Below are 22,965 nucleotides of genomic sequence, written 5' to 3' on the forward strand. Positions count from 1 at the left end.
CATGGACGAACAAGAACTCGCCGTTTTCAACATCATTTCACTTGCTGGTGACAGCCGCACGCTCGCGTTCGAGGCCCTTCGCCTCGCGCGGCAAGGCGATTTTGACCAAGCGGACGCCAAACTCGAGGCGGCCCGCAAAGCATCGGTCGAAGTACATAAGCTTCAAACCGAAATGATCACCAAGGAAGCGCAAGGCGAGCACCAAAACGTCAGCCTGCTCATGGTACATGCGCAGGACCACCTGATGACCAGCCTGCTGGCCCGCGATTTGATTACCGAAATGATTGGGATGCTGAAGGAACAAAATTTGCAAGGGAGTCTAGACTGATGGATGTAAACGTATTACGTGATCTGAGCAATGCAGACGGTGTGGTTGCCTGCGAACAGGAAGTGCGCGATGTCTTGAAGCGCACACTGGCCACCGTGGTGGATGAAACCACGTATGACGGCCTTGGCAGCATGATCTGCAAGCAAGTGGGCACCGGCACCGGGCCCAAGGTGATGATCGCCGCGCATATGGATGAGGTTGGGTTCATGGTGCGCAGCATCACGGACGGCGGCTTGTTGATGCTGATGGTGGTCGGCGGCGTTAAAACCAGCGTGCTGCAGTTTCAAAAGCTGCGGCTGACCACCCGCGAAGGCAAAAAGCTGAATGGTATTGTGGCGGGTGAATACGACCCAACGGCCAGCTCCAAGCTGTACTTTGACATCGGGGCCAAGACGAAGCAGGAAGTCCTGGACTTGGGCGTCAACATCGGGGACATGGTCACCTTCAGCACCGAGTTCGAAGCGCTTGACCTGCCCAACACCTACATCGGCAAAGCGATGGATGACCGGCTGGGGTGTTACGCCTTGTACGAAATTGCCAAGCAGATGCAACACATTGCGCACCCCAATGACATCTACTACGTCTGCACATACGGCGAAGAAGTCGGGCTGCGCGGGGCGCAAACCGCCTCGTACCTCGTGGACCCGGATCTCGTGTTCGTGATCGATGTGGCCTGCTACCCGGATGAGTTCCGGCGGGATAACACCAACAACCGCCAGATCGGGGCCGGCCCGATGCTGACCCACTTTGACCGCACGCTCTCGCCGAACCGCGCGCTGATGAACTTGGTCAAGGACACAGCCCAGGCTTCGGGCTTGCCCCTGCAGATGGACATGTTCAACCGCGGCGGCACCGATGGGGGCGAGGCCCACAAGGTGCGCGAAGGGAAGGCCACCGTGGTCACCTGCCTGCCGTGCCGCTACGGCCACTGTGCCTACTCGCTGATCGACCTGACCGACACCCAAAACATCGCGGCGCTGTACACCCGCATTTTGCCGCAACTGGATGCCACCATGAAAGACACCGTCTACACGTTCTAGAAGGGAGCGATTACTATGAATATCGTTTTATGCTGTGCCGGGGGATTCTCCACGACCATGATGATGGAAAAAATCAAAGATGTGATCCGCGCCAGTGCGCGGCTCAACATCGAGGACTTTACCCTGAAGGCGATCTCTGCGGATATGCTGCAGGAAGAAACCGAACCGATCGATGTCGTTTTGATCGGCCCTCAGATCGCGCACCGCGAAGAATACATTCGCGGCATTCTTGAGCCACGAGGCGCCGCGTACGCCATTATGGACAAGGAGACCTACGGCAAAATGGACGGTGCCACCGCGCTGAAAATGGCGCTGATCGCGGACCGGAAGGCGCACATGAAGGGGGCGTAGCCAATGTTTGACAAGTTCCAGAAGTTCATGGAGAAATACTTTATGCCGCTGGCGCAGAAGCTGGATAACAACCCCCAGCTGAAAGCCGTGAAGTCCGGGATGATGGGGCTGACCCCATTCACCATCCTGGGTAGTATCTTCGCCATCCTGCCGGCCTTGCCGAACATGATCGGGAAGAATAACCCGCTGAGCCAGTTCATTTTGACCAACGCGGAGATCCTCGACCTGCCCGTGACCCTGTCCTTGGGCTTCATGGCCTTGTACGCCACGATGACGATCTCTTACAGCATGGGTAATTACTACAAGCTTTACATCCCGGGCTGCGTGGGCCTGTCCACCTTCGCCTTCGTGATGCTGTCGATCCAGTTCGACAAAAACGGCGCCCCGAACCTCGCCAACTTTGGCGCCCGTGGCCTGTTTGTGGCCATCGCGGTGGGGCTGTTGACCGTTGAGCTGTACCGCTGGTGCCAGCACCACCACCTGTCCATCACGATGCCAGAAGGGGTGCCGGATTTTGTCTCCAGCTCCTTTGAAATCATTCCGACCGCACTGATCGTTGGGGGCACCTTCATCGTGCTCCGCGGCGTGTGCCTGAACTTCACCGGGGTGCTGCCACCGGACATGCTGGCCAAAGTCGTTGGCCCGCTGGTGGGGAGCATGGATAGCCTCGTGACCGTTTGGCTGCTCGGGATCCTGCAACTGACTTTGTTCTTCTTCGGGATCCATCCCTCCGTTCTCAGCGGGATCACCCAGCCGATCATGTACCAGTTCTTCGCCGAAAACGTGGAAGCCTTCCGTGCCGGCACCGCCATTCCGCACTTCTACACGCCGGGTTCCGCCAGCGCCTTCTTCGGGTTCACCGGTGCCGGCATGTCCATCGGGTGCGTCCTGCTGGCCATGTTCTCCAAGAGCCCACAGTACAAGAAGATTGGTCGGATCTCGCTGATCCCGTGCCTGTTTGGCATCAACGAACCCATTCTTTTCGGCCTGCCGGTGATCCTGAACCCGATCATGTTCATCCCGTTCGTGATCGGTGGCAACATCGTCGCCCAGCTGCCGTACATGTTTATGAAGTTTGGCTGGCTCGATAAGCCGATTTTCACGCCGCCATACGTGGGGGCGTTCCTCGAAGGGTTCCTCACCAACGGGGACTGGCGCTCCATTGTCGTCAACGCCCTGCAAGTGGTTTTGGCTGTCCTTGTTTACCTGCCGTTCTTCAAAGTGATGGAGAAGCAGCAGATGAAGCAGGATGCCGCCCGCAAGGAAGTCGTTTTGGAAGACGAATCGATGCTGGACGACTTGAACCTGGACTTCTAACGCACCGGATGACGAAGGGCCGCCTGGCGGCCCTTTATTATAGAAAGGAATGACTCAAATGACCGCACTTGAGCGCGTTCGCGCCTTACTCCCCCAACTGGATGTCGATGCATTGGTGGTGCATGAACCCGCGACCAAAATTTACCTCGATGCGCTGAGCGGCAGCGGTGTCTGGCTGGTGATCACGGCCACCGAGGCCTATCAGATCATGGATGGCCGCTATGAAGTGGCTGCCCGCGATTATGCAGATCGCTTCATTAACCAAGTGACCCCGCAAGGCAGCGTCTTCACCGGCGTGCTGGACTGGATCGCAACGCATCACCCGAAGCGGATCGGCATTGAATCCGAGCTGCCGTACGCCATGTACCACGAGCTGGAACGCGGCTGCCCAGTGGTGCCGTTACATGATGCGATCCCGCTGATCCGGGCCCGCAAGACCCCGGCGGAAGTGGCCCGTGTGCGTGCCGCCTGCCGCTTGGCGGACGACATTTTCCCGGCCTTGCTCAAGCAGATCCATGTGGGCATGACCGAAAATGATGTGGTGGGCGAGCTGTTTCGTCTGGTGTACCGCTTCGGCGCCAGCGGGGTATCCTTTGACCCGGTGATCTGCTCAGGGCCACGGACCGCGATGCCGCACGGACGCGCCAGTGGCCGGCAGATTGAGGCCGGGGATTTTCTCCTGCTCGATTACGGCGTGGTGAAGGACGGCTACCAGTCTGACATGACGCGCACGGTGGCGGTGGGGCACGCAACGGCACAGTTCACAAAACTCTATGAGACGCTGTTACCGATTCAGCAGACCATGGTCAGTCGCTACGAAAGCGGGCGGATCGGCGGCCAGCTACACCAAGAAGCCGCCAACCTGATCGCCACGGCCGGTTACGGGGCCTACTTCAACCACGGTCTGGGTCACGGCCTGGGCATCGGTGGCGGTGAGCGCCCACTGATCAACGCCACCTCACTGGATGTTTTGCAGCCGGGGATGATCGCAACCTGTGAACCGGGCATCTACGTTCCCGGTGTCGGCGGCATTCGCATTGAAGACGACGTGCTGGTCACCGAAGCGGGCCCGGAAAGCTTGTCGCAGACGCCGCGCGAGCTGTTGGTGGTTGGGTAAGTGGCATTACGGTCACAATCATCTGAGTTACAAAATCAAAGGGTGACTGAGTCATAATTCAAAGTCGCGAAAAAGTTCCGATCGTTCTATCAGATTGACTCTGAATAGTTCGATCGGATTTTTCTTTTTGGTGCAATCCTCGCGTTAGGTTTTTTAGACGCACAGCCTATTAGTTTTCAATGGCCGGCCTTAAATCCAGCAAGCTCAGGCAGATCCTCTGAGAATGCGGTGAAGCTGCCGTTTTTAGTTCCGACATTAAGTATCAAAAAGTCGTCCGGCATGCCCTCATCACCACTTTAACAGAAAATCAAAGTAGCAAAGATTGATTTCATCGAATCAATCTCCGCCACTAAGGGTTAGTCCGCTATATTTGTCGTGCGCTGGCTATTAGACAGATCGAGGGGAGTCGCTGAGGTGGCAAATGTAAGGGGAAATTATAGGCAGTGCGTGCTGAGGCGGGTACGGCACAACGATGTCTTAGATTCGCTAAACTTGACCGTTACTTAACGTATTAACGGATTGAGACTATTTAACCTAAAATGGAAACACATAGAAACCGGAAATAATGAAAAAATACCGAAATTTTTGTTTATTTTGCGAATTTTTGGAACAAGTTTCAAAATTTAGAGATAGCGTTTACATTTTGCGGTGGGACGTGTATGCTTGTTTTCGTTATGACATAACACGTTAACCCGATGAGCAACCTGGTGCGATTGTAGATTAGAAAGGCGGTGAGTTAGCGAGAATTGAAGGGTGCGGAGATACGGCGCCAAGGGCTGTTTAGGCCTGGTGGCGACGAATCATTCTGGGCTTGTGTGACGACAAAAAGGGCTTCATGTCAGAGCATGAGGCGTTGAGCAATGAACCAAAAAGAAAACGCTTTCTTTTTAATAAGGGTAGCAAAGACCTGGCAAGGGTCAAACGGAGGTAATGGGAATGAGGTTTTGGACCAAGGCTGCCATTGCAGGCGCCGTGGCGTTCGGATTCTTCGGCGTTGTACCACAAACCGTTGACGCGGAAGCTGCAGATTCGACAATTAGCGCGGACGAAATGACGCAAATCAAAGCAAATCAGATCGAGTACCTGATTGGGAATGAAACGATTAACAACGACCCAGCTAATCAGGCCAAAATGGAAAGCATCGAAAAGAGCGGGAAGGCCAATCTTCCCAACTTTGATCACGATGGGAACGCGATTTATGCAGGTGTGGTGCTCGATAATAGCAAAGGGACGGATCTTAATGTTGCCGACCTTTCAGCTAACCTTGGCACCACATACACGAACCTGTACAATGTGGCGCTGGCTTACGCGACGCCAAGCAAGTTCAATGCGCTGTATCATGATCCGGAGGTTAAAACGGCTCTTATTGATGCGCTACAGTGGATGCAAGACAAGTATCTGAAGGACACCGATAATGGTTACTATGGGAACTGGTACCAGTGGGAAATCGGGGTCCCCACAAGCCTGTCGCGAATGTTGTTGCTACTGCACGATGAGCTAGACGCGAACTTCATTAATGAATCAGTGAAAACTATGGATGCCTACCTACGTGGGGATGAGAAACTCGGCTCACCCAAGATCGGGGACGTTAATCTCGATGCGCGTCAGCATACCGGCGCCAACTTGGCGGATATCACGCTGAACCGGATCTGTCAGGGGATCGCCAACAATGATGCACCGCGGGTGAAGAAGGCAATTTCGGATTTCATGACCTGTCTGGCAGTCATCAATCCCGACAATATTCAGCATGGCGTCACGGACGGGTTCTATGAGGATGGGTCGTTCATCCAGCACTCAACCGTTGCCTATACTGGGAGCTATGGCATTGTGTTGTTAGGCCGAACGGCACAGCTGACAACGCTTCTGAAAGGGACGTCTCTCCAAAGTGAACAGCTGATGGGCGCCGTTGACAACTGGATCTATAACAGCTTCGCACCGCTGATGTACGAAGGTTACATGATGGAAATTGTCAAAGGCCGTGGTATTTCTCGGACAGGCTCGGGATATGGGGACAGTGCGGGAATCGTTGAAGCGTTGGTGCAGCTATCCACGGCGATGAACGGGGAGAGTCAGACCAAGCTGCAGCGTTACATCAAATACTTGGCAAGCATTAAGCAGATGAAGGTGAACAGCAACAGCTTTAAGTCACTGGACAACACGGTGGAATATAATCGGATTATGAACGATGCAAGCATTTCGAGCGTCAACCCATCGAGTAACGATCAGTACTTTGCCTTCAACCTGATGGATAAGTCGGTGGCAATTCGGCCGGGTTATGGTTTTGCAATCTCCAGAAGTTCTAATCGTGTTTCAAAGTATGAGTATATGTCTGGCGAGAATCTCAAGCCTTGGTACCAAAGCGACGGGGCGTACTATCTGTACCAGAGCGGCGTCGATCAGACGCAGGCATTTGGGATCGATTACCAAGCCACGGTTGACCAGAACAAGCTGCCGGGTGTTACGACGGTGAACGAGGTCAGAAAGACAATTCCAGAGCTGTACGGCGGAGATTTCTACTCACACGAACCAGACTTTGAGTCCGGGTCTGTGATGCAGAACACCTACGTCTACTTCCCACTGGGGACTAACGATTTCTCTGGGAGTGCAAAGCTGAATCAGTACGCCGCCGCGGGAATGCAGCTAGGCGATGAACAGTCCTACGCTGATCGTGATCAACTGCCGAGCGATTTTGTCGTCTTCAAGAACGCCGAAGCAAACAAAGCTTGGTTTATGTTTGACGATGAAATCGTGGTATTGGGTTCTAATATTCACGACATCAATGGGCGCAACATGACATCTACCATTGACAATAAGATGTTCGCGGCAGGTGAAAATGTTGCCATCAACTCGAATCTTCAGAGCAATGCAAACGGCGACAAGACTGGCTTGAAATGGTTGACAGTTGAGGATAACGATAACACCAAGCGCAACGTCGGCTACGTCTTTTACGACAACAACACGGTCAACATCTTGAAGGAAAGTCGGACAGGCAAGTATTCAGATGTCCGGAATAAGACAACGGGAACGGCGGACAAGACGGTTACTAAGGACTATGTCACGCTGACCTACCCACACGCAGGCAATAAAACTAGCAGTTATGCGTACAGTATCGTTCCGAACAAGAATGCGGCACAGTTGGCGGATTATATGAGCACTAACAGTGTCACGATCCTAAAGAATACAAGCGACGTTTCTGCCGTTCAGCAGAATAAGCTCGGCTTGAAAGGGTATGTCTTCTTCACGGATAAAGGGACGGTTGGGGATGTTAAGACCAACAGCCGCATGATCATGATGCGTAGCGGCAACCACTTCTCCATTCAGGACCCAACCAACAAGCAGGCTACCGTTTCCTTTGTCATCAAGGGTCAGTATCAGATTGCTGACGGCGATGCGCAGGCAACCATTCAGGGCAACAAGACCACTGTGACCGTCAACACACAGAGCAAGCACGGGGTGTCCCAGGCGGTTTCGCTTCAGGCGGTGACCCCCGTCAAGCAGACAGATAAAACTGCACTGCAGACACTGGTTGATCAGGCTAAGCGTCTAGATAAGGCGACCTACACTGAGGACAGCTGGACCGCATTGACCACGCAGCGCCGCAATGGGGAAACCGTTCTAGCCGATGATGACGCAACGCAGGGCACGGTCAACAAAGCGGCCAAGCAGCTGAAGCAAGCCCTCGCGGAACTGGTGACGGTGACAAGCACAAAGGCTGAGTCAACCAGCGAAAGTCAGTCGTCAGCGTCAAGCCAAGGGTCAACGCACGGCACTGACAAAACGAAGAAATCGAGCAAGAAGGCGGGCAAACCACTTCCGCAAACCGGTGAGCGCGTGGATAAAAGGCTCGTTGGACTTGGTCTCGTGGTCGTGCTGGCCGCATTAGCCGGCGCGGTCGTAATATCACACAAGAAAGACGCATAGGACCCAAGCTTTTCGGCTCAGGATGAAGCTGCCAAAATTGTGAAAATAATCAAAAGGACCGGCCGAATCATTGCGATTTGGCCGGTCCTTTTGATGTGGCAGAGGTAGGTTGTTCCACGTGAAACAGCGGTTTCGTAGATTCATGGGAGGATCACAGCGCCTGATAACGCAGATCAGGCGCTGTAAAAGCGATCATTGCAGTGACTATTTAACACATTAATCGAGTAAAAACGGCCATCGTTAAAGTGCGTATTCGCCACCCGCCGGAGCTGGAAGTGTCACTGGCTGGACCGGAGTCCGGGATTTTACAACACACCCTAGTCCGTCATAACCTCCAAGTAGTAGTAGTCCGGGTGGTCATAGCTGACCAGGTAGGCCAGGGCCTGATGATCTGGCCCGAAGAAGGTCTTCGTGATGTAAAAAAGCGACGGGGTATTGGCGTAGTAGGACATGGCGCCAATCGATTGGATCTCTTCTTGAAGCGTTGGACTCTGGGCCAGGGCTTGGATGTTGATGATGGTCTGGGTCGGGTAATCGGCCATGTTGCGGTCTAGGCGCATTTCACGGGAGAGACTGGAGCCGGACTCTAGGCGTTCGGCTGCCTTGCTGTCCAGGTAAGAGCCAAGAATGTAGCGGTCCTGAAACTTCCAAGGGATATCGTTGGCATAGGCGACCTGGTGGATACAGGTCAATCCCTGGGCTTCGGTGGGATCGCCCAGTAGCGTCGAGATACGGGTATCGACGACCGTGGTCACCTGCGTGGCACTGCGCTCGGTGACCTTCAGGCGTTGGCCGCTGGCGTTACGCACCACCGGTGAAAATTCAGTGAACCAGGCCTTTTGATGGTTCAGGTTGCGGCGGACGAAGGTGCCTTCACCTTGGTGCCGAACGAGGTATCCGTCGTTGACTAATTCGTTCAACGCACGCACCGCGGTGGTGCTGGAGACGCCGTACTTCGTGCGCAGTTCGATCTCAGAGAAGATGCGTTCGCCGGGTTTGAATTCACCGTTTTGAATCGCTTTAACAATGTCTTGTTTGATGGTTTGGTATTTAGGCTGCATGAGGCCACCTCTATTTTTTTAATGGCGTATTAAGGGTTAACGTGATAATCAGCTTGGTTGCTAATAGCGTACCGCAAACCGCATGAAAACGCTAGCTTTAAGCGCTTTATTTTGACGAATTCGGACAAGAAAAGCACTTAATTAGGGCTAAGTCCGTCATTTCGGGCAACGATCTGGCAAACCCGGTGAGATTTTGGGAAAAAAGCGTTTACACCCGAAACCTTTACGAGTATGATGAACCTTGGAAACAGATAACACGTTAACCCTTTATTAAGGAGGGGAGACTTGGAGGTTGCTATGAGTCAGATTAACTTGGAGCCGTTGAAGGATCCGCAGCGCTTTTTGGATCAGCAGGTTCTCTCGGAAACGGAGATCGATGCGGCGATTGCCGCCGTCGTGGCGAAGGTCAAGCACAACATCGTGAAGCTGGGGGAGACGTTCCCCAGCTCATCGACTGTGAATAACGCCTACGTCACGACGAAGAATGTGGAATGGACCACTGGGTTTTGGACCGGTATTTTGTGGCTGTGCTACGAAGTGACGGGAGATGATCACTTCCGCCACCTTGCCGAGAAGAACGTGGTGAGTTTCAAGGCACGAATCGATCAAGAAATTGATGTTGATCACCATGACCTGGGTTTCCTCTATTCACCTTCTTGTGTCAGTGCTTACAAATTGACGGGCAATCCAGTTGCTAAGGCAGCGGCGCTTGAAGCCGCTGATAAGCTCATGACGCGCTACAACCCCAAAGGCCAGTTCATTCAGGCTTGGGGCGCGCAGGGCTCGGCTGATAATTACCGGCTGATTGTCGATGCGATGCTGAACATTCCGCTGCTGTTTTGGGCAAGTGAAGAAACAGGGGATGAGAAGTATCGCGACGTTGCCACGAAGCACTACGCCACGACCCTTAAGTACGCGATTCGGGATGATGCATCTGCTTTCCATACGTTCTACTTTGATCCGGTTACCGGTGCACCACTGGGTGGCAAAACGCGGCAGGGTTACTCAGATGACTCGAGCTGGGCGCGCGGCCAGGCTTGGCTGATTTATGGGATCGCGCTGAACTACACGCGCCTGCGTGACGATTCAGACTTGCCCACGTATGAGGCGGTCACCAATTACTTCTTGAATCGCGTTCCAGCGGACATGGTGTCATACTGGGATTTGATCTTCGGCGATCAGGACTGGCAGTCTAAAGACTCCTCGGCGACGGCGATCGCGGTCTGCGGCATGCAGCAGATGCAGCGGTTTATCGCGGCTGATGATCCGCTGCATGATGTCTATGCGCACGCAGCGGCGGGGATGTTACGCAGCCTGATCCGCAACTACACCGAAGCAGAAACCACGGGGATCACCGCGCTACTGAACCACGGCGTCTATTCCTGGCATTCCGGTCGGGGTGTTGATGAAGGCAACCTGTGGGGCGACTACTTCTTCTTGGAGGCGCTCGTTCGCTACAAGAAGGATTGGCAGATGTACTGGTAAACTTGCACACAAACATTTCGGAGGGATAGTAATGGCAGAACCAAATATCGTGATGACACGTATCGACGAACGACTTGTTCACGGGCAAGGCCAAATGTGGATCAAAGTACTGGGCGTAAACACGGTGATCGTCGCCAATGATGAGGCAGCTGAAGACAAAGTTGCGCAGACGCTCATGAAAACCGTGATTCCATCAAGCGTTGCCATGCGTTTTTACCCAGTTCAAAAGGTTATTGACATTATTTTTAAGGCGAATCCAGCCCAGAAGATTTTCTTACTGGTCAAGGATCCAAAAGACGCGCTACGCTTGATTGCCGGTGGCGTCCCAGTGAAAGAAGTTAATATCGGCAACATCCATAATGCGCCGGGTAAGCAAAAAGTGACGCGCTCCATCTTTTTGGGCCAAGAAGACAAGGACGCCTTCAAGACCATGATCGAACAGTACCACATCTCGTTTGATAACCGGACGACACCGTCAGGTAACGACGGCTCCGTCCAGGTCAACATTGCTGACTACTTGGATTAAGGGAGGCATTACACATGCAGATCACACTCATTCAAGCCCTTTTAATCGGGCTTTGGACCGCGTTTTGTTACGCGGGGATGCTCTGGGGAATCTACACGAACCGGGCGCTCGTACTGAGCTTCGGGGTCGGGGTAATTCTGAATGACATTCCAACCGCCTTGGCCTGTGGGGCCGTTGCGGAACTGGCATTTATGGGCTTTGGCGTCGGTGCTGGGGGGACGGTTCCACCTAACCCGATCGGCCCTGGGATCATCGGAACGCTGATGGCCATCACAATGAACGGCGTGACGCCGCAAAGCGCTTTGGCGCTGTCGATTCCATTCGCGGTTGCCATCCAATTTCTTCAGACGTTTGTTTACACCTTGTGCGCGGGCCTGCCAGAAGCGGCCAGCAATGCGCTGAAGAAGCAGAACTTCACGAAGTTCCGCATCTTGTCCAACACAACGGTTTCCCTGTTTGCCATCGTTGGCTTCTTCCTTGGCTTCCTCGGTGCCTATAGCATGGACACGCTGAGAAACTTGGTTGGCCTGATCCCAGCCTGGTTGCTGTCCGGCCTGAGTGTTGCGGGTGGGATGCTGCCAGCGATCGGGTTCGCGATGGTCATGACCGTTATGCTCAAAAAGGAATTCGTTCCCTTTGCACTTTTGGGTTACGCCCTGGCAGCGTTCTTGCAGCTGCCAGTCATCGGGATCGCCATTATCGGGCTCGTGTTTGCCCTGAAGTACTACTTTGCAGAGGACGATAAGCAAGAGAAGACTGCGGGTCAAGCCGCAACCGAAACCGTCAGTGAGGAGGAATCGCGCGATGACTGGATCTAACAAATTAACGACCAAGGATTACCGCAAAACAACGCTTCGGTCCTACTTCCTTCAGAATGGCTTTAACTACAGTAACTACCAGGGGCTGGGCTACTCGTTGGTCATGTACCCTGCGTTCAAGAAGCTGTACGGCAACGACAAGGCAAAGCTGAGCGATGTCCTGTCTGAAAACATTGAGTTCTACAACACCAACCCCAACCTGTTGCCTTTCATCACGTCAATTCACTTGGCCATGGCAGACAACGGCATGGAATACAAGGAAACTCGCGGGATCAAGATGGCGCTGATGGGCCCACTGGCCGGGATCGGGGATTCGTTGTCCCAGTTCTGTATCGCGCCGCTGTTCTCAACCATTTTCGCTTCCTTGGCGATGAACAACATTGCGATGGCGCCTGTTTTCTTCCTGCTCGCGGAAAACCTGACGCTTCTGATGATCAAGTTCGGGATGGGGGCCTATGGTCAGCGTCTTGGGACCAGCATGATCGATAAGCTCAGCGCGAAGATGTCCCTGATCTCCAACGCAGCCAGCATGGTCGGTGTGACCGTCATTGCTGGCTTGGCGGCCACCTTCGTTAAGATGAAGGTGACACTGACTTACGCATCAAGCCAAAAGGCGGCCAAAGGGGCCACGACCTCAACGGTTGATATTCAGGCCTTGCTCGATAAAGTGGCGCCAGCGTTGCTGCCTGTTCTGTACACGCTGCTGATGTACTACCTGATCAAGAAGCACGGCTGGACGACATACAAGCTGGTGATCCTGACGGTTGTCATTGGGGTTGCGCTCAGTGCACTGCACATCTTAGGGGCCTAATCGAACCCTGACAATGAGGACATGACGGACTTTCTTACGATCGTTGATAAGAAGGCTGGCATGCCCTCTTTTGGTTTTGGGACGCAACACGTGGTACTGGCACAAGACGAGGAGGAAATAATTTTGGAGACGATTTTGGCAGTGAAGGCCGCGCTTCAGGCGCAGGCCGAAAAGCGTGACCTGGCAGGGATCGGGGATCTGCTCACGCAAGAGGACCGACAGGCCATTTGTCACCGGGCGGATCAGCTGTTGACCCACACGTTCACCTTCGATAAGACCTGGGACATGGAGCGGTGCCTGACGCCCTATCAGCTGGAGCCGCTGGATTATTCGGCGATTCGAAATGATGATCCGGAGTGGTGCTTCATGCTCAATCGGATGGATTGGCTCAGTGATCTCATGCTGGCAGGGGTGATCACCGGCAATAAGGCCTATTACCAAGCGGGGATCGACGACATCATGACTTGGCTCGATCAGCACCCAGTGATCCAGCCCCAGAATTCGACGCGAACGTTGGACACCGGGATTCGTCTCGTGAACATTGTCGACGCCTTGGTTTACCTGAACGATGCGCATCAGCTGACGGATCAGGCGTTGCAGCGTATCGTTGCGCATTTGCTTGCGCAGGCCAGTTACCTGCGCGACCAATACATTCCAAAGTATAAAACCAGTAACTGGGGGAGCATTCAAACCGCAAGCCTCTTAATGGTGCTGCCGATCCTCGATCCCGCACGACACGAACAGGGGCTGCTTGACTGGGCCGGCCAGGAGTTGCAGGCGCAGGTGTCCTTGCAGGTGCTGGACGATGGCATGCAGTGGGAACAGTCCACGATGTATCACGTGGAGGTGCTCAATTACCTGTTGCGGGTGATCGCCTGTGCCGAGGGAGTTGACGCTGGGGTGATCGCCGCACTTCGGCCGGCAGCCGTGGCGATGACGCGCGCATTGCTGCTGACGTTGCCGCCAACCGGCGAGCTGGAGCCTTTTGGGGACACCGATCGCATTCCGGCACAGGACGTCTTTGACCGCGCGGCGCTGATTCTGGGCGGTCAGCGGGTGGCTGGTTACACGAACGCGACGCTTGACCTTGAGGATCTTTACTGGCTGGGCGCCAACGCCGCCCGCCGGTTTAGTGAGATCGCCACCGGCCAACCCGACGCCATGTGCTTTGATGGCACCGATAGCGGCAATTTTGCCATTCGCTCAAGCTGGCGACCCGATGCGGATTTTCTCTTCTTCAATCACGGGCCGCTGGGCAGTGGGCATGGGCATAGCGACAACGGCCACGTGGCCATTTACGGGCACGGTCAGCCGCTTTTGGTCGATTCCGGGCGGTTCACTTACCGCGAGGATCACCCGCTTCGGGCCGCGTTGAAGGCCATGCCGGCGCACAATGTGGTGATGATCGACGACGATGCACCGTCTCAGCCGGACGGCAGCTGGGGCTACTTGCGGTATGGCACGCCGCTGAAGCCGTACGTGCGGCACCGCGGGCAGGTCCATTACTTGGAAGGCACGCTGATCAGCGATCACCCGCTGTCCGTGTGGACGCGCAAAATCGTGATGCTGCCGGGCAGCGTCTGGGTGATCACGGACGAGGTCCATCAGGCCGGTCACCACGAGATGACGCAGCGGTTCCACCTCGATCCGACGGTGACCGCGACAACCGAGGGGGATCGGGTGGACTTGAATGATGACTGGCAGCTGTTGAACCCGGGGCGGGTCGCAGTCACCACTGGCCCGTTTTCGCCGCGCTACAATGAGCTGACGGACCACGCCATCGTTCAATTCGATACCGCGTTCGATGATTGCTGTGCCGTGACCACGATCCTTGCGCCGAAAGCGGTGGCAGTTGAGGCCATTCCAATCTGCCAAAACCTTGAGACACCGGTGCCCGAGCAGGAAGGCTCAGCCTGGCGGATCCGATTATCGGCGCAGGAAAGCTACTCGGTCGGCATTTTTCACCGGGAACTCTTTCGGGGCAAGAAAATATATGGCCTCGATGGGGTGCCGTTCCATGCGCAGGTCGCGGTGGTGCACCGCACTGGTGAGGACACCGCGCTGCTGCGGATAAAGTTGTAGGGGGTAGGCAGATGGATGCACCAATTCGGGCGCGAGAAATCGCGCTGCTCAAGCGCTGGATGGCGCGGCTGATGGCTAACCAGGTGGCGTCACCGGAGCCGCGCTTCGGCGGCGGGGCGCTTTGCCCGAGCTGCCTACACTTTCACGGGCGCGTCATAGACAGCATTTACCCCTTAATGACGCTGGCCGATCTGACGGGCGACGCGCGCTACCGTGAGGCGGCGGAGCGCTTCTTCACCTGGGGAGACAACCTGTACTGTGACGATCATAGCTATTACAATGATGCGCAGCAGACCTGGAACAAGACCACGATCTTCTTCGCCCAGTCGCTGGAACAGGCGCTGGAGAAGCATGGTCACCTGCTGGCCGCGCCTGTGTATGCGGCCTGGCACACGCGGCTGCATGAGATCGCCGAGTGGCTACTTGCCCACTTCACCCCGGCGGATCCGGCCAACACGAATTACCATGCGGCGGGGGCGGCCGCAATGGCCATGTGCGGGCACTTTTTCGAGGAGCCGCGTTACTTCAAGCGGGCCCGAGAGTTGGCCGCGTTTTGTCAGGGGTATCTCACACCGGATCACCTACTTTTCGGTGAGGGCAATCCGCGCGCACGCATTACCGCCAAAGGGTGCTACTCGGTGGATGTCGGGTACAGTCTGGAGGAAACCCTGCCGAATCTGATCGACTACGCGGTGTTGATGGAGGACGCGCCGTTCTACGCCCGACTGGTGCGCGTGGCGCAAACCTACCTGCCGCTGATGCTGCCCGATGGCGGAATGGATAACAGTTTTGGCACGCGCAATTTTAAGTGGACCTACTGGGGGAGCCGCACCAGTGACGGCACATTGGCGGCGTTCACGCGGTTGAGCCAGCAGGATCCGGCCTTTGACCGGGTGGTTGAGGCGCAGCTTTCCCTGTTGGAACGGTGCACGCATGCGGGTTACCTGTACGGTGGCCCGGATTATGCGACGCATGGTGAGGCACCTTGCTTGCATCATCTCTTTGCGCATGCGAAGGTGCTGGCGGCCTGCATCGATGCGGCGCCGCCAGCGCAGCGGCCAACCACCACCACCGAGCTGACGGGGTGGTGGCACTTGGCCGCCGTGAACACCTCGGTTTGGCGAACGCCGCCGTTTTATGCCAGCGTCACCGCGACGGACTACGCGCATTTTGAAGGTGGACATAGCGTCGGTGGGGTGATGGGGATGCTTTGGCACCGCGACTATGGTCCCATTCTGGCTAGCGGGATGACCGACACCACCGACCGTGAGCCATTAAACACGCAACTGAGTCGTCAAAAAGCGACCCTGACCTCAAGCGCCTGGCGCCTGATGACGGAAGCGGGCGGCGTCACCTATTCGAACGTGTATGACCTGACGGCAACGATGGCGGCGGCGCAAACGGGGGCGACGGTTCAGTTCAATTTTGCAGATCAGCATTTTGCACATTTGGCTGGCGCAACGGGTGAGATCCGCTACGAGGTGGCAGATGAGCGGGTCAGCTGGACGATTCGAACGGCGGCAGCCGGACCTGTCACGTTGCGCCTGCCGATTCGGCAGCGCCACGACTGGCCGGTCAAACGGCACGCAAACGGTGTGACGATCCAACACGGCACCACGCAGCTGGTGGTCTCATCAAGCGCCACATTGAAGGCTGTGCAAGCCGGGTTCGCGTTGACGCCGGGGTTTGAGTTATGCGTGCTTGAATTTGATTTGGCCCCGGCTACCGCTGAGACGGTTGTATTCGAGGTTGAGGCGGTGCGGTAAGGTGATCAGGCTAATGAACGGTGAAGTGAGTTAGCGTGCGCACAAAAAAATGAGCGGTGTCTGTATCGTCCCGCAAAACCCGGGCCCGGGTTTTGCGGGACGATTTGCTTGTCCGCACTGAAACTGCGTCTCGGTGCAAAAATAATATAGAGACTGGCTGGTTCAGTGGGCAGAGCGCCGATCCTAAGGGAGATTGTCCTCCTGGGCGATCAGAGCGTACACTAAAGGAAATGTCTCAGCTGACAAAAAAAGAAAGCGCGGTCAAAGTTTATATATAGTATTTTACTTTTGGGTTAAATGTATTATACTAAATTCGAGATAGCGCTTACCAAAGGAGAAGGTCATTAAATGAAAGCAAAGCCGAAGTATCTCAAAATCAAGGAGGAACTCCTTGAGGAGATCCAAGCCGGAAAGTTTAAGCCTGGAGCGCAATTCTACACCGAAAAGGAGATGGTCGAAAGATTTCAGGTGAGCTCAATAACTGTCTTGCGCGCTGTGCAGGAGCTAGTTCAGGAGCGCTATCTCAACCGAGTACAGGGAAGCGGCACATTTGTGCGGCGGGAGTTGCCTGATCGTGTCATTAAATTTACGGAGCTGTTGAACGCACCGAACTCGCCAGTGCAAAAATTGGTGCGGAATCAAGACGAAAAAACTGTGGTGCTGAGTATTCAGGTCATTCAATCCGCTGCAATTGCCGAGCGATTGCAGATTGATGTCAATGCACCGATCGTCCACTTCAAACGGATTCGTAAGCTGGGCCATGAAATTTGGTCATTGCAGAACAACTACATTCCAAAATCGACACTGAGTGATCTGACCTTTGATAAGGAAGAGGATTACAGTGCGCTGACGGATAAGTTGGCCGAGGCGCTGGGGCTAGATTTGCGTAACGCCAAGTTCAGTGAAGATATCTCGGTCCAGTACCCGCAGCCGGATTATGTCAGTTATCTGTTTGGCACCGAGAAACATGAACCCGTTTACCATTTCACCCGCGTGACCTATACCCCGGAGACGAGCTACAACGTTTTTGAGTTCGTGGAGACATACGTTCGCTGGAATTATTACTCAATTAAGATTACACGCTAATTGGAGGCGTAATTATGCATATTGAAATGTGGCGCATCTTGTTATTAGCCCTTTACGGCGCCTGGTCCATTTACGATGGTTTGAATACGGCGATTGGCTTCAAGGGTTCCGCAGTGACCGGGATGTTTGTCGGCCTGATTATGGGCGACATGACGACCGGCTTGGTGATTGGCGGGACGCTACAATTAATGTCCTTAGGGATTGGCTCATACGGTGGGGCATCTGTTCCGGACTACAACACAGCAACGATTATCAGTACGGCATTTGCGGTGACGAATCACATGTCCACAGGGGCGGCGATCGGCCTGGCCATCCCAATCAGCTTATTGGCGGTCAACTTTGATATCTTTGCACGCTTCGTGAATACCTTCTTGCAACACCGTGCGGAAGCCTATGCAGATCAAGGCAAAATCAATGCCGTGGGCCGCATGAACTTGCTGGGCTCCGTGTCTTGGTCGCTGTCCCGCTTTTTACCCATTTTTGTGGCGCTGTGGTTGGGTAACGGTTTCGTCAAGGAAGCGCTGGCTGCTTTACCGCAGTGGTTCATGGGCGGCTTGAAGACGGCCGGCGGCATCCTGCCTGCCTTGGGGATTGCTATCCTCCTGAAGTATCTACCACTGAACAAGTACTTTGCTTTCGTTTTGATTGGTTTTGCGCTCGCAGCCTATGGCAAGATTCCGATGATTGGGATCTCGATCGTTGCGCTAGCGATTGCCATGCTGATCACATTTGCAAAAAGCAGCAATGGTCAGCCAACGCAGGCGCAGACAGTTGCAAATACGAATGCCACGCAGTTGGGGGTAGATGAAGATGAGTAAACTAACGAGCAAAGACCTGAAGCAGACCTTTTTCCGCAATTTATTTGCTTCAAGTACCGGCTGGAACTATGAAAAGATGATGGGCCTAGGCTATTGCTACGCCATTTTACCGGTCATGAAGAAACTCTATCAAGATCCCGAAGTGCTTAAGCGGCGGGTAAAGTCGCAGCTACAGTTCTTTAACTGTACCGCGATTATGTCCAACCTAGTTCTCGGTGCGAATATGGCAATCGAGGAAAGCGAAGGCGAGCAGTCTGCGGAAACTATCACGGCATTGAAGACCGGTTTAATGGGACCGCTTTCTGGTGTCGGTGACACGATTTTCGGGGTTACTTGGGGAACGGTATTCTTCTCCATTGCGGCGTACATGGCGATCGAAGGCAGTCCAATCGGCTGTATTCTGGCGCTGATTCTCGGGTTCCTGAAGATTCCGTTGGGCTATTTATTCCTGAAGATTGGCTATAACCAGGGGGCAAAGGTCGTTGACGCAGTTGGTGGCACAGTTCAAAAGGTCACCCAGATCGCTTCTATGGTCGGCTTAACTGTTGTTGGGGCACTGATTCCGACGGTGGTGACGGCAACGAGTGCATGGGTTTACAAGCACGGTAAGGTGACCGTTAACGTTCAGACGGATGTGCTGGATAAAATCCTCCCATCGTTGATCCCAGTGGCGCTGGTGGCGCTGACGTACTGGTTGCTTGGGCGTAAGCACATGAACTCGACACGCGTGATCTTTATTCTTTTGATCCTCGCAATCGCACTGTACAGTTTGAAGGTTTTGGCCTGATAGGAGGGAACATGAATGGACGGAATGCCAGGAATTATTCATATTAGAATCGACGAGCGAATGATTCACGGTCAGGTGGCAGCATTTTGGACCAACACGCTGAAGGCGACGCGGATCATGGTGATTAACGATGAGGTCGCCAACGATGAGGTTGAAAAGAAGATGTTGCGTATGGCCGCACCAGGTTCTGTGGCTACCTCGATTCTAACCAAAGAGACAGCGGTCAAAAATATTCTCTCTGGCCGATACGAAGGCCACCGGGTGCTGATGATTGTGAAAACACCGGAGGATATCGCCGCGTTGATTGCGGCAGGATTGCCAATTAAACAGTTCAACGTTGGGAATATGAGCGCTAAGGCAGGGACCCACGCAGTCAAAAAGTCCGTCAACGTGACAGATGAACAAGTCGCGTTGTTCAATCGCCTTATGGCAGATGGCGTGACAATTACTGCTCAGATGGTTCCGGATGATCAGGCCGCGTCCCTAGCCACATTTTTGAAGTAGTTTCTCAGCGTGACTGATGAGGGAAAAAGGGGACAAAGATAATGTTATTTCGGCAAGTACACTTAGATTTTCACACGCCGGAACTACCGTTTCAGTTGGGGAAAAACTTCGACAAGCAGCAGTTTCAGGCAGCACTTCAGATGGGGCATGTCAACTCGATGACATTGTGCGCCCGTGATCACCATGGTCACATTTTTTACGATACGACCCTGGCGGCGCGTCATCCCCAGATGAAGGGTGACTTCTTAATGCAGGAGGTCGATGCGTGTCATGAAATTGGAGTGCGCTGCCCGCTTTATGCAACCGTGGGTTGGGACGCGTATGCTGCCAAGCAGCATCCTGAGTGGCTAGAGCGCAAGGTGGATGGTGGTTTGTATGGCTTTGATGAAGTGGGCCAACTCGGACCAGGTTGGCGAACCTTGTGTTTCAATACAGGCTATGTGGATTACCTCAAAACGCAAGTGACAGATATGCTGGCGCATTTTAAGGGTAAGGTTGATGGTGTGTTCTTTGATATCATTCGCCAGGACGAGTGTTTCTGTGACCAATGCATTCAAAAGATGCAGGCGCAGGGATTAGACCCAACGAGCCACGCAGATCGGTTGGCGTTTGCAACAGCCACGAAGCAGACGTTCAAGCATGAAATGACGGCCATGATTCATGCAATTCTGCCGGATTGTCCCATTTTTTACAATGAAGGGAACATTACACCAGCGATTCGCCCTAATCTGGCGGATTACGATCACTTAGAGATTGAATCACTGGCTTCAGCTGACTGGGGTTACCAGCACTTTCCGGTCACCGTGCGCTATGCGAAGAAACTCGGCGTACCATACATTGGCATGACGGGTAAATTTCAACGCAACTGGGCAGACTTTGGGAGTCTAAAGAATCTGGCCGCGCTGGAGTACGAATGCTTCTTGCCGATCGCGCATGGTGCCGGCTGCTCCATTGGCGATCAAATGTACCCTGACGGCACCCTACAGCTTGCAACCTACAAGGAAATCGGCCAAGTTTACGGTGTCATTGAACAGCTAGAACCGTATATCCACGATCAGGAGTCTACTGCTGATATTGCGGTGATGCATACCGCGCTGTATCACAAGCCCAAGGCCAAAGTTGACCCATCATTGGCAGGGGTTACCAACATGCTTAATGAGGCGCATCTGATGTTCGATATCGTGGATGCCGAGATGTCGCTTGACGAGTATCGGGTCGTTATTCTACCGGATATGGTGCGGTTGACGCCACCGTTGGCTGACAAACTCAAGGCGTATGTGACGGCCGGCGGTAAGCTCTTACTGACTTATCACAGTGGCCTGATGCGGGACAGCGATCAGTTTGCCCCATTTCTGGGACTTGAAGCGCGTGGTGAGGACGCCTTTCATCCGACTTACGCCAAGTTTGATCCAGCGCTTGCAGGCGCAGACCTCGGTAAGGCTGAGCTGGTGCTACATGGGAACGCCTATAACGTGCAGGGAGCGGGGCAACCGATCGGCACGCGGTTCAATCCGATGTACAACCGAACGTTTGCGCACTACTACTCGCACTACCAGGCCCCGATCAGCGGTCAGTCGCGTTACCCATTTGGCTTGGCAACGGCGAATGTTGCCTACATCGGCAGTGATCTGTTTGCGATGTATAAAGAATTCGGGGTGCGGGAGTACCGCGAAATCGTGCTGTATGCATTGACGAAGGTGCTGGGCTATCAGCGTCGCCTGATGACGGATGCGCCGATTACGGCGGACGTTGTGGTGAATCGCGTGCCGGCACAGCATGATTACCTGATTCATTACATGCACTACATTCCGGTTCGCCGCGCCAAGCGGTTAGACACGATTGAGGCGGCGACACCGGTGACGAATACGCACTTTGCGCTTAAGCTAGCGACTGGTCAGGCTGTGCAAGCGGTCAAGACGTTGCGTGGTGGGGTCCAGCTACCTTACACAGTTACCGATGAAGGGATGGTCGCGTTTACGTTGCCGGAGCTCGACAACTATGAGGTAATTCAGGTGATCACCGATGACAAGTAACCTTTCAACTGTTTTGGCCACGATCGACACTAAGTTGTTAGCCGAAATTGCGCGACTGGGGGAAACCATTCCGTATGCCGCAGATGGCAGCGGGTATGGTCGATTTCCGAAAAAGGTGTCCTGGTGGACCAACGGGTTTTGGCCGGGACTGATGTGGCAACGCTACGCGGCAACCGGTAACGCGCGTTTTCGTGCCGTTGCGGAGCAGGTCGAACAACGCCTGGACGAGAATTTTGTCACCTTTACGTCGCTTCACCATGATGTTGGTTTTATGTATGGCCTGTCCGCGGTGGCGGATTATCAGCAAACCGGGAATCCGAAGAGCCGTGTTCGGGGGCTCCATGCGGCGACCATTTTGGCGGGACGCTACAACCCGAACGGTCAATTTATTCGCTCCTGGGATGATCCTGGCACGGAAGGGTGGGTGATCATCGACAGTATGATGAACCTCCCACTCTTGTATTGGGCGAGTGAAACAACTGGCGACCCCCGCTTTGCGGCAATTGCTGCCAAGCATGCCGAAACGGTGGCTGCGCATCACATTCGTGCGGATGGCACCGTGCGTCACATCTGCGTGTTTGATCCCAATACGGGGGTGCAAACCGACGTGCTGAAGGGGCAGGGCTACGCCGCCAACTCTGCCTGGGCGCGCGGTCAAGCGTGGGCGATCGCTGGATTTGCGCAAGCGTATACCTACTTTGGCCGGCCAGAATGGCTACGTGTGGCCACCAAGGTGACTGATCAGTTTTTGACGCATGTGACGGCAAACGGCGGTATTCCTAAACTGGATCTGCGGCAGCCGGCTGAAGCAACAATGACTGACACCAGTGCGTTGGTAGCCGCTGCGACCGGGATCATTCCCCTGCTGCCGGCGGTGCCTGCAACCAAGCGTGAGCAGTACCGAACGCAGCTGTTCGGGGCACTCAAGACCCTTCTGGCGACTCAGGTTAACCTGGATCCGTCGCAGGACGGGATCCTCTGGGGGTTCTCGACAGCGTATGATAAACCGGCAGAGCAAGGCATCAGCTCGGTGTACGGCGATTACTATTTAGTGATGGCGCTGATGCAGTTGCAGGCAACGTTTGGTGACGATTGCCTGCAGTGAAAAGGAGGC

General features: G+C 54.4%; 19 protein-coding genes. 18 read left to right on the plus strand and 1 reads right to left on the minus strand.

Features of this window, described 5'->3' with window-relative positions:
- Position 1: 1 nt before the first annotated feature.
- The 6 genes from EKM88_RS00465 (at position 2) to EKM88_RS00490 (ending at position 8,074) form a co-directional block, all read left to right on the plus strand.
- Positions 2-328: a PTS lactose/cellobiose transporter subunit IIA gene (locus tag EKM88_RS00465; protein WP_125702214.1), complete on the plus strand. Its 327-nt coding sequence runs from the start codon at positions 2-4 to the stop codon at positions 326-328.
- On the plus strand, positions 328-1,368 hold the full coding sequence (gene ypdE, locus EKM88_RS00470) for an aminopeptidase (protein ID WP_125702215.1): 1,041 nt from the start codon (positions 328-330) through the stop codon (positions 1,366-1,368). The genes EKM88_RS00465 and ypdE overlap by 1 nt, the downstream gene beginning before the upstream one ends.
- A 15-nt stretch (positions 1,369-1,383) precedes the next feature.
- Positions 1,384-1,719: a PTS sugar transporter subunit IIB gene (locus EKM88_RS00475; protein WP_125702216.1), complete on the plus strand. Its 336-nt coding sequence runs from the start codon at positions 1,384-1,386 to the stop codon at positions 1,717-1,719.
- Positions 1,720-1,722: 3 nt separating this feature from the next.
- Positions 1,723-3,036 (plus strand): PTS sugar transporter subunit IIC, encoded by a 1,314-nt coding sequence (locus EKM88_RS00480; protein ID WP_125702217.1) that lies wholly within the window; start codon positions 1,723-1,725, stop codon positions 3,034-3,036.
- A gap of 49 nt (positions 3,037-3,085) precedes the next feature.
- Positions 3,086-4,153 carry a M24 family metallopeptidase gene (locus EKM88_RS00485; protein WP_125702218.1) on the plus strand — a complete coding sequence of 356 codons (1,068 nt, stop codon included), beginning with the start codon at positions 3,086-3,088 and terminating at the stop codon, positions 4,151-4,153.
- A gap of 936 nt (positions 4,154-5,089) precedes the next feature.
- Positions 5,090-8,074 (plus strand): polysaccharide lyase 8 family protein, encoded by a 2,985-nt coding sequence (locus EKM88_RS00490; RefSeq protein ID WP_164511943.1) that lies wholly within the window; start codon positions 5,090-5,092, stop codon positions 8,072-8,074.
- A 317-nt stretch (positions 8,075-8,391) separates the two neighbouring features.
- Here EKM88_RS00490 and EKM88_RS00495 read toward each other — a convergent pair whose 3' ends face one another.
- The gene (locus EKM88_RS00495) at positions 8,392-9,135 is read right to left on the minus strand and encodes a GntR family transcriptional regulator (RefSeq protein ID WP_125702220.1); all 744 of its coding nucleotides are present in this window, start codon (positions 9,133-9,135) and stop codon (positions 8,392-8,394) included.
- Positions 9,136-9,432: 297 nt separating this feature from the next.
- On the opposite strand from EKM88_RS00495, the gene EKM88_RS00500 reads away from it, so the two are divergent.
- The 12 genes from EKM88_RS00500 to EKM88_RS00555 all read left to right on the plus strand — a co-directional run bounded on the left by EKM88_RS00500 (position 9,433) and on the right by EKM88_RS00555 (position 22,956).
- A complete protein-coding gene (locus EKM88_RS00500) occupies positions 9,433-10,620 on the plus strand; it encodes a glycoside hydrolase family 88 protein (RefSeq protein WP_125702221.1) in 1,188 nt (395 codons plus the stop codon).
- Positions 10,621-10,651: 31 nt separating this feature from the next.
- Positions 10,652-11,146, plus strand: coding sequence for a PTS sugar transporter subunit IIB (locus EKM88_RS00505; RefSeq protein WP_125702222.1), 495 nt, complete (start codon positions 10,652-10,654; stop codon positions 11,144-11,146).
- A gap of 14 nt (positions 11,147-11,160) precedes the next feature.
- Entirely contained in the window at positions 11,161-11,964 is an 804-nt protein-coding gene (locus EKM88_RS00510; protein WP_125702223.1) for a PTS mannose/fructose/sorbose/N-acetylgalactosamine transporter subunit IIC, read from the plus strand.
- Positions 11,951-12,775, plus strand: a complete 825-nt coding sequence (locus EKM88_RS00515; protein ID WP_125702224.1) for a PTS system mannose/fructose/sorbose family transporter subunit IID — start codon at positions 11,951-11,953, stop codon at positions 12,773-12,775. The genes EKM88_RS00510 and EKM88_RS00515 overlap by 14 nt, the downstream gene beginning before the upstream one ends.
- Positions 12,776-12,796: 21 nt before the next feature.
- Complete coding sequence (locus EKM88_RS00520) at positions 12,797-14,857, plus strand: alginate lyase family protein (RefSeq protein WP_125702225.1); 2,061 nt, start codon at positions 12,797-12,799, stop codon at positions 14,855-14,857.
- A gap of 11 nt (positions 14,858-14,868) precedes the next feature.
- Positions 14,869-16,623, plus strand: coding sequence for a hypothetical protein (locus EKM88_RS00525; RefSeq protein ID WP_125702226.1), 1,755 nt, complete (start codon positions 14,869-14,871; stop codon positions 16,621-16,623).
- A gap of 348 nt (positions 16,624-16,971) precedes the next feature.
- Positions 16,972-17,709: a GntR family transcriptional regulator gene (locus tag EKM88_RS00530; RefSeq protein WP_125702227.1), complete on the plus strand. Its 738-nt coding sequence runs from the start codon at positions 16,972-16,974 to the stop codon at positions 17,707-17,709.
- A 14-nt stretch (positions 17,710-17,723) separates the two neighbouring features.
- A complete protein-coding gene (locus EKM88_RS00535) occupies positions 17,724-18,527 on the plus strand; it encodes a PTS mannose/fructose/sorbose/N-acetylgalactosamine transporter subunit IIC (RefSeq protein ID WP_125702228.1) in 804 nt (267 codons plus the stop codon).
- Positions 18,520-19,314: a PTS system mannose/fructose/sorbose family transporter subunit IID gene (locus EKM88_RS00540; RefSeq protein ID WP_225418394.1), complete on the plus strand. Its 795-nt coding sequence runs from the start codon at positions 18,520-18,522 to the stop codon at positions 19,312-19,314. The genes EKM88_RS00535 and EKM88_RS00540 overlap by 8 nt, the downstream gene beginning before the upstream one ends.
- A 24-nt stretch (positions 19,315-19,338) precedes the next feature.
- Positions 19,339-19,818: a PTS system mannose/fructose/N-acetylgalactosamine-transporter subunit IIB gene (locus EKM88_RS00545; protein ID WP_125702635.1), complete on the plus strand. Its 480-nt coding sequence runs from the start codon at positions 19,339-19,341 to the stop codon at positions 19,816-19,818.
- A 41-nt stretch (positions 19,819-19,859) separates the two neighbouring features.
- Positions 19,860-21,851: an alpha-amylase family protein gene (locus EKM88_RS00550; RefSeq protein ID WP_125702230.1), complete on the plus strand. Its 1,992-nt coding sequence runs from the start codon at positions 19,860-19,862 to the stop codon at positions 21,849-21,851.
- Positions 21,841-22,956 (plus strand): glycoside hydrolase family 88 protein, encoded by a 1,116-nt coding sequence (locus EKM88_RS00555; RefSeq protein WP_125702231.1) that lies wholly within the window; start codon positions 21,841-21,843, stop codon positions 22,954-22,956. Before EKM88_RS00550 ends, EKM88_RS00555 begins: the two co-directional genes overlap by 11 nt.
- Positions 22,957-22,965: the final 9 nt, after the last annotated feature.

This window comes from Lacticaseibacillus daqingensis, assembly GCF_003946115.1.
In the GTDB taxonomy this organism is placed as follows: Bacteria; Bacillota; Bacilli; order Lactobacillales; family Lactobacillaceae; genus Lacticaseibacillus; species Lacticaseibacillus daqingensis.